A 13,617-nucleotide genomic window follows, 5' to 3' on the forward strand; every position below is an offset into this window, starting at 1 on the left:
AATGAGAAATATTCACACTTCCTTACCATTAGTGCCTGTTCGCTCGGACGACACAGCGGTCGACGGTGCGCACTGTTCTGTCGGGATCTCGCGACCCTTCGGTCGCCACGCCGCGGCGGTACCGGCGACACCGGTTGCTGGATTCTTGCCGCTGGCTCCGGTTCTCCGTTTCGTATTTTCGAACGCCGTCGTCGGTTCATGGGCCGTGAGACGCTGGTCCGGTGTCACGTACACTCCCGGTAGCTATCGCAGCGACGCTGATACAGTCGATACGGCAATTTTATTCGAGCGGCACCAGAACTGGTGTCTAATGACACGGGCGAAAACGGACTCGGTCCGGGCGACGCAGACTTCGCTGGCGGTACTCTCGGGTATCAAGGCACTCGGCGGGAGCGCCACGCTGGTCGAACTCGCCGACTCACTGGAGCCGGCCAAGAGCACGATATACAAGCACCTGGTGACGCTTGAAGACGAGGGGCTGGTGGTGGAACGGGACGGCGAGTACCGCATCGGGCTCCGGTGGCTGGAGTTTGGCGGCATGGCACAGCGCTACGACGGCATCTACGAGGTGGCCAAGCCTGAAGTTCGACGGATGGCCGTCGAGACCGGCGAACTGGCGAACCTGATGATCGAGGAGCAGGGCTACGGCATCTACATCCACACCACCAGCGGCGACCAGGCGGTCGCGCTCGATACGCGCCTCGGGAAGCGCATCCACCTCCACAAGACCGCTATCGGCAAAGCCCTCCTGTCGAGTTTCGACGACGACCGGGTCGCGGAAATCATCGAGACCCGGGGACTGCCGGCCGAGACGGAAAACACCATCACGGACCGCGAGACGCTGTTCACGGAGCTGGAGACGATCCGAGAGCGGGGGGTCGCCGACGACACCGAGGAACGGGTCGACGGAACCGGTTGCGTCGGGGTCCCTATCGACACCGGCGACCGCCGCGAGGCCGCCATCAGCATCACCGCGCCCATCAACCGGTTGCAGTCGCCGGGCCGCAAAGCACAACTCATCGACACGGTGCAGCAGGCCGCTAACGTCATCGAGGTGAATCTGGCTCACGAATAACCGCTCTGTCTGTTGTCTCGACAGATACACCGAGTTCCGTCGCCGACGGTTGGCCGGTACTGGAAGAGTCTAATACCAGTACAGTTGTTATTCGACGGCCGAATACCCGCTGTCCGTGGTGGACAAGTCTGGCTACTGTAGAGAAATACTCCGCCCTCGATATCCTCATTTAGTTCCATAATCGGGCTACCTCAACTCTTTTCAAATATAGTATCTTCTATTTGGGTTCGAAACCTCAAAAACAACTCCGAGTAGCGCAAGCGGTAGTTATATAATTCTATTATAGAACTAGCTTGGAGCGTATAGTTGTAGGTGGTTACTACGGTCATCGACCGGTGTCGTCCCCGCGAGGGGTGAACGCTCACCGGTAACACAGGCACACAGCGAGGATGCCGAAGTACGTTACGAGCCCCCAGCACGTCGCGGCGACGACGACCGGGCCCAGAAAGACGGCGAGTCCGCCGGCAACACCCAGGAGTGCGACTGCCGACGTCGTCCGGACGCCGCGGCGCTCCCACAGCGCCGCGACGGGCGTGTCGAGAACGAACAGCGCCTCGACACCCAGTGCGACGGCCACGCCGACGGCGATGGCGGACTCGGACCAGAGCGTCTCAACTGCGCCCGTCTGTCGGAGATACGCGACGAGCACCAGTCCGCAGAGCAGCGCAAACCCGGCATCGCGTCGGTAGTCGGGCACAGCGGGGGTACACGCCGTAGCCCGAAAGCGATGCTGCCGGCGGCGGCACGCTCGCGGCTACCCCAAGTACAAAGACACTGTCAACCGCAGTGAACCTATGCACCATCCTGGACCGCCGCGGTTCGTGGCGACGGGTGACGAGATCGAACTCGCACCCCGGGACCCGGACCCGACAGCGACGTACAGTTGGCACGTCGCGCGCGCACCAGTACAGTCCACTGCCACACTCGGAGACGACCCGGTCGAACACTTCGTCCCCGACACGCCGGGCCGATACATTATCCGCCTTAGCGCACCGGACGGCAAGCACGACCTCACCGTCCGCGCGTTCCCGGGGACCCTCGAATCGAGCGAGACACACACCTCTGGAATTTCCGGTAGCTCAGGCGGTCGAAGCGGTGGCGTCTCTGGCGGGCAAAGCGGCTCCGGTCTCAGCGGGAGCGGCGAGTACACCGAGGCAGGGGACGGCCGCGATGGGGACGGTGGCGGCCGGCCGCGCCTGACTTTGCGGCCGGACATCGAGGGCGACGAGGCTGTCGTCCGCGCGGACTGCAGTCCCCATCCCGAGGGGGCCGAGACGGCCGCCGACCTCGCCGTCGAGTTCCTGCTGGACGACCGCGACGACATCGATGCCGACGCGGTGACCCGGGACGGGACGGACCTCCGGATTCCGCTGGACGCGCTCCCGGAGCGCGCTCGCATCCACGCCGTCGCGGTCGGAGACCACGGCTACAGCGTGCCCGACGCCGTCGAGTTCACCCGCGACGGGGACGGCGTCGAGACGGTGACGAGCGGCGCGGGGGTCGCCGCCCGACGGCCGTACGACGCGCCGGCCTGGGCCGAGGACTCGGCCATCTACGAGATTTACGTCCGTACCTTCGCCGGCGATAGCGACGAATCGCCCTTCGATGCGATCATCGACCGCCTGGACTACCTCGATTCGCTTGGCGTCGACGTCATCTGGCTCACGCCGGTGTTACAGAACGACCACGCGCCCCACGGCTACAACATCACCGACTTCTTCGAAATCGCGTCGGACCTCGGCACCCGCGCGGACTACGAGCGGTTCATCGAGGCGGCCCACGACCGCGGGTTCAAGGTGCTGTTCGACTTGGTGTGCAACCACTCGGCGCGGACCCACCCCTACTTCGAGTCCGCCCGCAACGACCCGGACAGCGAGTACCGCGACTGGTACGAGTGGCGAAGCGACACCGAACCGGAGACGTACTTCGACTGGGAGCACATCGCGAACTTCGATTTCGATCACCTGCCGGTCCGCCGGCACCTGCTCGACGCGGTCGCCCAGTGGGCCGAACTGGTCGACGGGTTCCGGTGTGATATGGCCTGGGCCGTCCCCAACAGTTTCTGGCGCGAGATCCACGACTACTGCAAGAACCGCGACAGCGAGTTCCTGCTACTCGACGAGACGATCCCGTACATCCCCGACTTTCAGGCCGGGCTGTTCGATATGCACTTCGACTCGACGACCTACGCCGCGCTCCGGCAGGTCGGTGACGGCGGTGATGCCGAGGCCGTCCTCGGTGCTATCGAGGGGCGGGCGGAGATCGGCTTCCCGGAGCACGCGTCGTTCATGCTGTACGCGGAGAACCACGACGAGACGCGGTATATCGTCGACTACGGGCGCGAGGCCGCCGAGGCCGCCGCGGGTGCGCTGTTCACGCTCCCGGGCGCGCCGTTGCTGTACGCCGGCCAGGAGTTCGGCCAGCGCGGCCGGCGCGACGACCTGGCGTGGGACCACGCCGACGAGGCGCTCCAGTCGTTCGTCAGTGACCTCTCCGCGGTCAGACACGACCAGCCGGCGCTGTCAGCCGACGCGGACCTCCTCCGAATCCCGTACGAGGTCCGGGACGGCCCGTCCGACCGCGTCGTCGCGTACGCACGGACAACTACGGAAGATGCGGCTGTCGTCGTGCTCAACTTCAGTAGTGAACCGTCGACGGTCGGGCTACCAGCCGGGACCGATGATACCGACCTCGTTTCTGGGGAGCATCGTGGGGCCGCTGATAGTGGGGGCGCGACCGTTACGGTCGACAGCGTGGGCGTGTTCCCGGCTGACGAGAGTGCTCTGAACCAGTAGACCGCGCGGGCGGATCTGTTCGGCATCAGCGGCCCCGCTCTCCCGGGATATGCAGCCACTCCCTCGAAGTATCACTAATTTGTCCGAACCACAGGAGTTTATAGAGATTGGTCTGCTTTGATGTGTATGCGGCTTTCGACAGCGCTCAACGAATACAAGCGGACTCGTCACGAGCGCTTTCCAGAAGAACGCAGGACTGTTTCAGGCTCTTTCTCCGGGCACGGTGATCGGCTCGTACACGTCGGCGAAGACGGCACGCTGAAGGACTATTCCGATTCGCTCTCCGGGCTCTCCGGTATTGACCGCTCCAGGCTCGGGGTTATGCTTGGGGACGAAACACGGTGGTTCAGTGACCTGGAAACGATCAGACAGCACTACTACCGCGAGACGCGGCTCGTCGAGACCGAATACGACGCGGGGTCGTTCACGGTCCACCAGTACGATCTGACGCTGGGCCGGGCCCACGTCACGCACGTCGCGATGCGCGGGGCGGTTCCACAGGACGCCAAGCTCGTGGCGTTCGTCACGCTGGCCCCCGACAGCAGCGACAGCGGCGTCGGCTCGCTGATTCACGAAGACGCCGGGCCAGACGACTCGCGCGTACTGGAGGTGTACCATCGGCGAGAGCACGATTACCTCGCCTCGTCGACCGGGCTGGACGCCGTCGCCGGACAGCGGCCGGAACGCCTCGCAGAGATACTCGACGGCAGCCCGATTGCGTTCCCGCGGTCGGAGCCAGTCGAGCGACGCGACCAGACCCGCCTCACCGGTGACTTCCTCGTGACCGCGCCGCTCGACCGGTCCGGTCGCAGCAAGGACACGACGCTCGTCAGCCAGCTTTCGAACCACGACGAGGTCGACCGGGAGACGGCACTCCTCGACCTCGCCGACTGTGTGAGAGAGCACACGACGTCTGACGATCTCCGGCAGGCCGGGCGGGAGCGAACGCGCATCGACGTGGCCGAATCGACACCGCGGTCAGATTCGATACGGATGGACCTGCGGGTGCTTGACCTGCTGTCCTCGCCGACCGGCGGTCGCATCGCCGCCCCGGAGTTCGACCCGTTCTACTCGAACTCCGGCGGCTACGGCTACGTCTGGTTCCGCGACGACGCCTCGGTCTCCCGGCATCTGCTCGAAGCCGGGTCCCGACTCGATATCGACACCGTCGAAATGTTGACCGAGAGCGCGGAGTTCCTCTGTGACAGCCAGCTTTCCGACGGGCGGTGGCCCCACCGAGTCTGGGCCGATACCGGGGCTATCGCGCCGGGCTGGGCCAACGCCAGAGTCGAGCACAACGCCGAATCACCGGAGTATCAGGCCGACCAGACTGCGACCGTCACCGCCTTCCTCGCGACACTGTTGCGAACACACCGCAGCAAGATGGACGCCGAACTGACGGCGATGGTTCGGGAGACAATCGATGCGGCCGTCGACACGCTCATCGAAGACATCGCGGCCAACGACCTGCCCGAGCCGTGTCAGAACGTCTGGGAGGACTCGGTCGGCCAGTTCACGCACACCACTGCGACGTTCATCGAGGCCTTCGCTGCGGTGACCCGCGCCCCCATGCCAGAGTCGGTTTGCGAGCGGAGCCTGGCGGCAGCCGACCGACTGCTTGACGGGCTGAATACCCTCTGGGACGATGACCTGGGCGTGTACGTGATGGGACTGACCAACGGGACGCCGGACCACCGCATCGACGCCGCGGGGCTCCACCTCGCGGACGCGCTACAGGAGTACGACAGCGTCGAGTCGACCTCGCTTGCTGACCAGCACATCATCCGCCTGGCCGACCACGTAAGTACGACGCTCGATACGCTCTTTCGGAACCCCACCGAGAGCCGGGTCGCGGGACTGGCCCGCTACGAGGGCGACCGCTGGCGGACCGGTCATCAGGACAGCGAGAAGGTCTGGACGGTTACGACGGCGATGGGGGCCCTCGCCGCCGCCCGCGTCGGCGACATGCTGAACGACCGCGACGGGAGCGGCGACGCCTACCTCGACCGCGCGAGCGACCTCTACGAACTACTCGACGACGACGGCCCGCTCACGTCCGATGCCGGCTACCTCGCCGAACAGGCCTTCGACGACGGTGACCTCGACAGCGCGACACCGCTTGGCTGGTCGCATGCGTTGCGGCTCCACGCGACTGCCCGGCTCGGCGAGCTGAACGCGCTCCCCACGACATCGGCCGGGACTGAGGGCCCGAGCGAGCGCCCGACCTGGACGACCGGGGAGAAGTACGGCGTCGGCACCGTCGCTGACCACGACGAGCAGGACCCGTCCCGCGTCTGGTTCACGCTCACCGAGGGCGCGCTGACAGAGGCCCGCTACCCGCAGGTCGACCTGATGAACCTGCGGACGCTGGATTTCCTGGTCCGGTGTACGGACGAGACGGACTACGCCGTCCGAACCCATCGGGAGAACCGACGGACCGACGATACTGTCCGGCGTCGCGTCGAACCGGTCGACGACGAGGCGCTGCTCTACCGCCACGTCTTCACCGAGACCGGCGACGGCCGGGGCCACCAGTGGACGCTGACCGTCGACTACGCGACCGACCCTGAGCACGACGCCATCGTCGCTGACGTGTCCTTCAGCGCCGAGGACGGCAAATCATACGACGTGTTCTCCGTCGCCGACATCGCACTCACCAGCACGGTCACCGAGGACCGAGCCATCAGATACGGCCAGCCCGGGAGCTACCACCTCGTCGGTCGGAACCCCCGCGCCTACACCGATCAGACGGACAACGACATGCTCGTCGACGAGAACGGCGACGCCTACTCTATCGCCGTGGCGATGGCCGCAGCCGGACGCTTCGACTGGGCCACTGTCGGCGCGGCCGGCAGCGACCGCCTCGACGGGCTGTACTCCGATGGTGACCTCCCGGACCCGGTCGAGTCCATCGACGGGACGAACCTCGTCCTCATCGGCCGGCTGGACTCGGGAACCAGAGTCAGCGACACGATCGCGCTCGGCTTCGCGCGGCAGGCTGACACCGCCGCCGCGCTGGGCGAAGCCGACGGTGCGCTCGACCGCGGCTACGAGACGGTCAGCGCGGAGTACGCCGACAGCTGGGGCGACTTCCTCTCGGACAAGCCGCTCCCGGAGTCGGTCGCCGGCGACGAGGAACTGGCCAATCAGTACCGAACCGCGCTCATGACGCTGTTAGCGGTCGAGGACAAGACCTACCGCGGCGCGTCCATCGCCTCGCCGTCCGTGCCGTGGGGCGAGGCCGTCCACGCCGAGGAGCCCAAGGGCTACGGCTACAACTTCGTCTGGTCCCGGGACCTGTATCAGGTGTTCAGCGTGTTCGACGCCATCGGGTCGCTGGACATCGCCACGGAGCAACTGGAGTACATCTACGAGTACCAGCAGGACGAGGCCGGCTTCATCCCGCAGAACACCTACGTCAACGGGACGACCCGCTGGGGCGGCGAACAGATGGACAACATCTCGTTCCCGCAGGTGATGGCGTACCGCCTCGCCGAGGGCGGCGTCGACTTCGAGGACGTCGAGTACAGCTACGAGAACGTCCGGCGGTCGGCCGAGTACGTCGTCCGCCACGGCCCCGAAACGGCACAGGAGCGCTGGGAGGAGGAGGCCGGCTTCTCGCCGTCCTCGATTGCGGCCGAGATCGCCGGGCTCGCGTGTGCGGCGAAGCTCGCGCTCGACACTGGCCACGAGGCCGACGCGCTCGTCTGGCTGTCGCTGGCCGACCAGTGGGCGAACAACGTCGAGGCCTGGACCGCGACCGAGACCGGGACCGAACGCCACACCACCACGCCCTACTACACGCGGGTCACGCTCGATGGGAACCCCGAGATGGGCCACCTCCGCACGCTCGCCAACGACGGCCCGACGCTGGACGAACGCAACATCATCGACGGCGGCTTCCTCGAACTCGTCCGGCTGGGTGTCAAGCCCGATGACGACGAGACCATCCGGAACTCGCTCGTCGAGGTCGACGACACAATCAGCGTCGACACGGAGCACGCGCCCGGGTTCTACCGGTACAACGGCGACGGCTACGGCGAACGCGGCCGGGACGATCAGGGTGCGCCGTGGACGGTCGAACACAAGGGGAAGGGTCGCCTCTGGCCGCTGCTCACCGGCGAGCGCGCCGAGTACGAACTCCACCGTGACGACCCGGACATCCCGCCCGAGAACTGCCTCCGGATGATGCAGGACGTGGCGAACTCCGGCCGGATGATCGCCGAACAGATATGGGACCGGGGCCACGCGACCGACTACGACTGGGAGTTCGCCGAAGGGACCGGCTCGGCGACGCCGCTGGCGTGGTCGATGGCCCAGTACGTCCGGCTGGCGCATGGCATCAGCGCCGGCGAACCGGTCGAGACGCCCGCGTTCGTCGACGAGCGCTACCGCGAGCGACGCGCCCACACGCCCGACCGCAGCCCCGCGCTCCGCGTCGACACGCAGTTCCGCGGGAACGAACTGGTCGTCTCCGGCGAGACGACCGGTGTCTGTGTCGTCGTCAAGACCCCTGCCGACATCACGTACATCCCCGTCGAAGACCGGGAGTTCGAAGTCGCGGTCGACGTCGACCCCGGTGAGAACCAGGTGATCGTTGCCGCCGCGGACGACGAGGACCTGGTCACCGCCGGGACAACCGTCTGGCAGCTCAACCTCTAGCCACTCCAACAAGTAGTTACCACTTTATAACTCGGGTCTGACTGTGGGATATGGACGCGATAGTTCTAGCTGGCGGCTACGCGACACGGCTGTGGCCGATCACCCGTCGTCGACCGAAGATGCTGCTCCCGGTCGGCGAGACGACGGTTATCGATGGAGTTCTGCAATCACTCGAAGCCGACGACCGAATCGAGACGACGTACCTGAGCACGAACGAGGCCTTCGCCGACGAGTTCGAGGCTCACATCGACGAGATGGGCTACGAGAAGGTCCAGCTCTCCGTCGAGAGCACAGCGGACGAAGACGAGAAGTTCGGCGTCGTCGGCGCGCTCGCGCAACTGATCGACCGCGAGGGTATCGACGACGACCTGTTTGTCATCGGTGGCGACAACCTCATCGGCTTCGACCCATCGGAGTTTCTGGATTTCTTCGAGGAGCGCGACGGGCCGGCACTCGCCGCCTACGACGTGGGCTCACGGGAGAAAGCCAAGTCCTACGGGCTCGTCGAACTCGACGGCGAGCGCGTCGTCGACTTCCAGGAGAAGCCTGACAACCCCAAGAGCACGCTCGTCTCGATTGCCTGCTACGCCTTCCCGGCCGATTCGCTCCGCTTCGAGGAGTACCTCTCGGGCGACAACAACCCCGACGAACCGGGCTGGTACATCGACTGGCTGCAACAGCAGGAGCCGGTGTCCGCGTTCACCTTCGACGACGTCTGGTTCGACATCGGGACGCCGGAGTCGTACTTCGAAACGGTCGAGTGGAAACTCGATGGCGGGTCGCTCATCCACCCCGACGCGACCGTCGAGAACTCCGAGATCGGTGACACCGTCCATGTGATGGCCGGGGCGGAAGTGACCGACAGCAGCCTCGACCGGGCCATCGTCTTCCCGGACGCCGAGGTCCACGACTGCGATATCGACGAAACGATTCTCGGTGAGGACGTCCACGTCGAGGGGTACAACATGTCCGGGTCGCTCATCATCAACCGCTGATGGCTCGCGGCGATGGGGCCACCGTTCGAGTACAGGACGCGACACGATTCGCCGCCAGCCACCACACCGCTGGCGAAGGACTAAGTGACACAGCGCCGTTTACTCGCCGTACGCAAGCTACTTGACAACATGGCACAATCAGAAACGGAGCCAGTCACGTTCGAGATGACAATCGACGACGGCCGGACCAGAATCGACGTCTCGGGCGACCGCGACACGGCCGTCGTGGTCCGCTCGAAATCGGGCGAGAAGATATACCTGCCGCCGGAGGACTTCGACCGCCCCCCAGAGGACAGGCAGACACCGTACGACAGCCCCTACCAGTCGGCTGACGGGACCGCCGACAGCCCCTATCGGACCCAAACCGATACGACATCCGTAACGGGGCTGGAGCCGACCGCCGACGGCTATCTGATCGTTCATCCGGAACCGGTCACGGACGTTCGCTTCCTCCGGTGAACGCCCGGCCACCGTCAGGCGTCGTTCAGAACCTCGTGGTAGAACTCGACGTGTTCGTCGGCTACTTCCTCCCAGGTTCGAACATCGTACTCGATCGGCGTCGACAGCGATAGCGCGTGCTCGATCCCCTCGGCGATGGAGTCCGAATCGGGTTCGACTTCGATGACGCAGTCCTCGTTGAGGAGTTCGGCGGCCCCGCTCTCGCAGGCGACGACGCGCGTTCCAACCGAGAGCGCTTCGACGATTGTGATGCCGAACGGCTCCGCCAGCGAGGGCGAGACGAACAGGTCCGCGCTGTTGTAGTGGTCCCCGAGTTCCGACTGGGGGAGATACCCCGGGAAGTAGACTCGGTCCTCGACGCCCAGCAGCTCCGCGAACCGTTCGAGCTGTTCAGTGAGATGCCCCGAGCCACCGAGTACCAGGCTCACGTCGTCCCGACCGAGCTTCGAGAGCGCGTACAGCAGGTACGACAGCCCTTTCTGGTCGGTGTGTCGGCCGACGAAAAACAGCATCTTCCCGTCGATACCGAGTTCCGCTTTGATGTCCCGGCCCGTCGGCTCCACCGACGAGAACCCGTTGTAGATGACCGTCGAGTCGGCGTCGTACTGCTCGCGTATCCGTCGCTGGGTGAACTCGCTCACCGCGACGAGGTGGTCGGAGCGGTTGGCGACCCGCTGTTCCGTCTCGACTTCCCGCTGTGGCGGGGTCACGTTCCGGTCCGCCGACAGCGAGTGGAAGGTCGAGATCCATTCGACGTCGTGGGCCGATTTGGCTCGCGAACCGGGGTTGTAGCCGAACCAGTCGTTCGTGTGGATAATGTCGGCGTCGGCCGCCTCGTCGGCGAACTCCCCGGCCAGCCGGCCGATGCGGGTGATGATGTCGCCGCTTCCCGTCGAGACGCCGTGGATGCCGTCGCGGTCCGGCGGCGCGTACTCCGCGGGCAACACCAGTTCGAACTCGACGTCGTCTCTCGGTTCGAGCTGTTCGAACAGCTCCCCGATAGCGGTATCAAGCCCGCCGGTGATGTTGGGTGGGAACCCCCAGCCCAGCATCAGAACGTTCGGTGGCATCTCTGTAACTGGCTCTCTCACCATAGCATCAAATGGATACAATATATATGTTTGCGTGCGCCCTTCTCCGGCCCCGCAAGCAGACACGATGGCAGTCACCGACCCCGCCCATTGAAATGCCTGTCAGAGCAACAGGTGCGTATGCAATTTGAACGGCAGAGTGGCGTGTTTCTCCACCAAACGTCGCTCCCGGGACCGCACGGCATCGGCGACCTCGGTGCTGGTGCACGGGCGTTCGTCGACTTCCTCGACCGGGCCGACCAGTCGCTGTGGCAGTTCTGTCCCCTCGGTCCCACGGCGAGCATCCACGGAAACTCTCCGTACCAGTCGTCGTCCGCCTTCGCCGGAAACCCGCTGCTCATCGACCTCCGCGACCTCGTCGACCGCGGTTATCTCACAGCGGACGAGATCGAACCGCCGGATGACCTCTCGCAACACCAGGTCAAGTACGACCGCGTGACCGAGTTCAAGGAGGCCCGGCTCCGGGACGCGTACGAGAGCTTCGACGAGAGCGCAAGCGACGCGGACCAGCAGTCGTTCGCCGAGTTCTGCGAGCGCGAGGCCGGCTGGCTGGACGACTACGCGCTGTTCACGGCGCTGAAAGCCGAGTTCGACGATGCCGGCTGGATGGACTGGCCGGACGATATCAGAACGCGAGAGCCGGCGGCCGTGGAGCGATACCGGGACGAACTGGCCGACGACGTGCGCTACCACAAGTTCGTCCAGTGGTGCTTCGACAGCCAGTGGCAGGCGCTGGCCGAGTACGCGGCCGAGCGGGACATTGGCCTCGTCGGTGACCTTCCCATCTACGTCGGCCTCGACTCGGCGGATGTCTGGGCGTATCCAGAGGTGTTCCGACTCGACGACGACCACCACCCTGCAGCGGTGGCGGGCGTCCCGCCCAATCCCGGCGACGACGGCCAGCGGTGGGGGAACCCCGTCTACGACTGGGACGCCCTCCGTGCGAACGACTACGGCTGGTGGGTCGACCGCTTCGAACGGCTGTTCGACCTCGTCGACATCGCCCGCATCGACCACTTCAAGGGCTTCGACGAGTTCTGGTCGATTCCGGCCGAGGCCGAGGACCCGGCCGCCGGGCAGTGGCGCGACGGCCCCGGCGCGCACTTCTTCGAGACGGTCAGGGACAGGCTCGGCGACCTGCCCTTTTTCGTCGAGGACCTGGGCTTTCTCGACGAGAGCATCGTCGCGCTCCGGGACCAGTTCGGCTTCCCCGGCATGCGCGTGCCGCAGTACGCCGACTGGTGCGAGGAGGGGCACATGTACCAGCCGATGCACTACCCGGAGTCTGCCGTCGGCTACACCTCGACCCACGATACCGACACCATCGTCGGCTACTATCGCGACCTTTCGGACCGCCAGCGCGACTGTCTCCACTACAACCTCGGCACCGACGGCGACGAAATCAACTGGGACCTCATCGAGGCGGTGTGGAACTCGAACGCCGTCGTCGCGATGACGACCATGCAGGACCTGCTCGGCCTCGACAGCGACGCCCGGTTCAACGTCCCCGGCACGGCGACCGGGAACTGGCAGTGGCGGGTGAGCGAAGCGGCCCTCGACGCCGATGTTGCCGAGCGGCTCCGCCAAGTCACCGACAGAACGATCCGCTAAATACCTTCAGAACTGGAGGATGCCGTCTTCCGTGACGACCGTATCGAGCAGCCGGGTCGGCGTCGCGTCGTAGCCCGGGTTCCCGATGTCGAACCCCTCCGGCGGTTCGAGCATCACGTCGGCCCCTTGCCGGAACGTGTTCCTGAAGGTGAAGCCGCTCCCGATGAACTTCGACGAGGTCCCGACGACGGTCACGGGGACGTCCATCTCGTTGGCCGTCGCGGCCAGCGGCAACGTTCCGATGCGGTTGTACACCACGTCGTCGATGAGGCAGTTCATCCCGACGAAGACGCGGTCGGCCTCCGAGAGGTAGTGGCCCGCCGCGCCGTCGACGATGAGCGTCACGTCGGCCCCGTCCCGGTCGGCCAACTGGCGGGCAGTCCGACGGCCCAGGAAATGCGGCCGCGACTCTCTGGCGTACAGGTGGAACTCCTTGCCGTCGTCAAGCGCCGCCATGAGCGTCGCCATCACCGTCGAGGAGTTCTCGTGAGTCACCAGCACGTCGCCGTCGTCGATGAGCGTCGCCGCCCGCTCCGCCGCGCGGTCCTTGCTGGTCTCGATTTCCGTGACGACCTCGTCGATTGTGTCGAGCAATCGCTCCTTGGCCTCTGAGACGGAGTCGGGGTCGGCGTCTTTCAGGTCCGTGACGATACGCTGCTGTGTGGTGTACAGCGGCGCGTGCGAGCGGTTCGCCCGCTGGAGCGCGCTGCTGTTGCGCTCGACCACGCGGAGGAAGTCCTCGACCGTGTGGCACTCGCGGTCTGTTAGCTCGCGGAGCGCCTTCGCAGCTTTCACGGCGGCAATCGAGGAACTCTGTGTCTCCATCTCCTCGATCTGCCGCACGGTCTCGTTTATCATGAGTGTACGTGCGGTTGCCTCCCTTATAACGCTACAGCCGGCTGACAGCCCGTTCCCGCGGCTTGCAACGG

The 13,617-nt window shown here is 65.5% G+C and carries 9 protein-coding genes; 6 read left to right on the plus strand and 3 right to left on the minus strand.

What is annotated here, in order from left to right; genetic code table 11:
• Window positions 1-310: 310 nt before the first annotated feature.
• Window positions 311-1,075, plus strand: coding sequence for an IclR family transcriptional regulator (locus VI234_RS00805; RefSeq protein ID WP_008308155.1), 765 nt, complete (start codon window positions 311-313; stop codon window positions 1,073-1,075).
• A gap of 361 nt (window positions 1,076-1,436) precedes the next feature.
• Here the strand turns inward: VI234_RS00805 and VI234_RS00810 are convergent, their stop codons facing one another.
• Window positions 1,437-1,772, minus strand: coding sequence for a hypothetical protein (locus tag VI234_RS00810; RefSeq protein WP_336328991.1), 336 nt, complete (start codon window positions 1,770-1,772; stop codon window positions 1,437-1,439).
• A 97-nt stretch (window positions 1,773-1,869) separates the two neighbouring features.
• On the opposite strand from VI234_RS00810, the gene malA reads away from it, so the two are divergent.
• From malA to VI234_RS00830, 4 genes are all read left to right on the plus strand, one after another.
• The gene (malA, locus tag VI234_RS00815; RefSeq protein WP_336328992.1) at window positions 1,870-3,870 is read left to right on the plus strand and encodes an alpha-amylase MalA; all 2,001 of its coding nucleotides are present in this window, start codon (window positions 1,870-1,872) and stop codon (window positions 3,868-3,870) included.
• Window positions 3,871-3,996: 126 nt separating this feature from the next.
• Window positions 3,997-8,532, plus strand: coding sequence for a glycoside hydrolase family 15 protein (locus VI234_RS00820; protein ID WP_336328993.1), 4,536 nt, complete (start codon window positions 3,997-3,999; stop codon window positions 8,530-8,532).
• Window positions 8,533-8,582: 50 nt separating this feature from the next.
• Window positions 8,583-9,527, plus strand: a complete 945-nt coding sequence (locus VI234_RS00825) for a sugar phosphate nucleotidyltransferase (protein ID WP_008308165.1) — start codon at window positions 8,583-8,585, stop codon at window positions 9,525-9,527.
• A 129-nt stretch (window positions 9,528-9,656) separates the two neighbouring features.
• On the plus strand, window positions 9,657-9,986 hold the full coding sequence (locus tag VI234_RS00830; protein WP_008308167.1) for a DUF7510 family protein: 330 nt from the start codon (window positions 9,657-9,659) through the stop codon (window positions 9,984-9,986).
• Between the two features lie 14 nt (window positions 9,987-10,000).
• Here the strand turns inward: VI234_RS00830 and VI234_RS00835 are convergent, their stop codons facing one another.
• Window positions 10,001-11,056: a glycosyltransferase family 4 protein gene (locus VI234_RS00835; RefSeq protein WP_336328994.1), complete on the minus strand. Its 1,056-nt coding sequence runs from the start codon at window positions 11,054-11,056 to the stop codon at window positions 10,001-10,003.
• 135 nt (window positions 11,057-11,191) lie between these two features.
• Here VI234_RS00835 and malQ point away from each other — a divergent pair, with 135 nt between their 5' ends.
• Complete coding sequence (malQ, locus tag VI234_RS00840) at window positions 11,192-12,688, plus strand: 4-alpha-glucanotransferase (protein ID WP_442905013.1); 1,497 nt, start codon at window positions 11,192-11,194, stop codon at window positions 12,686-12,688.
• Between the two features lie 6 nt (window positions 12,689-12,694).
• On the opposite strand, the gene VI234_RS00845 is transcribed toward malQ, so the two are convergent.
• Window positions 12,695-13,546, minus strand: a complete 852-nt coding sequence (locus VI234_RS00845; protein ID WP_336328996.1) for a translation initiation factor eIF-2B — start codon at window positions 13,544-13,546, stop codon at window positions 12,695-12,697.
• Window positions 13,547-13,617: the final 71 nt, after the last annotated feature.

It is taken from the genome of Haloarcula sp. CGMCC 1.2071, assembly GCF_037078445.1.
Lineage (GTDB): Archaea > Halobacteriota > Halobacteria > Halobacteriales > Haloarculaceae > Haloarcula > Haloarcula amylolytica.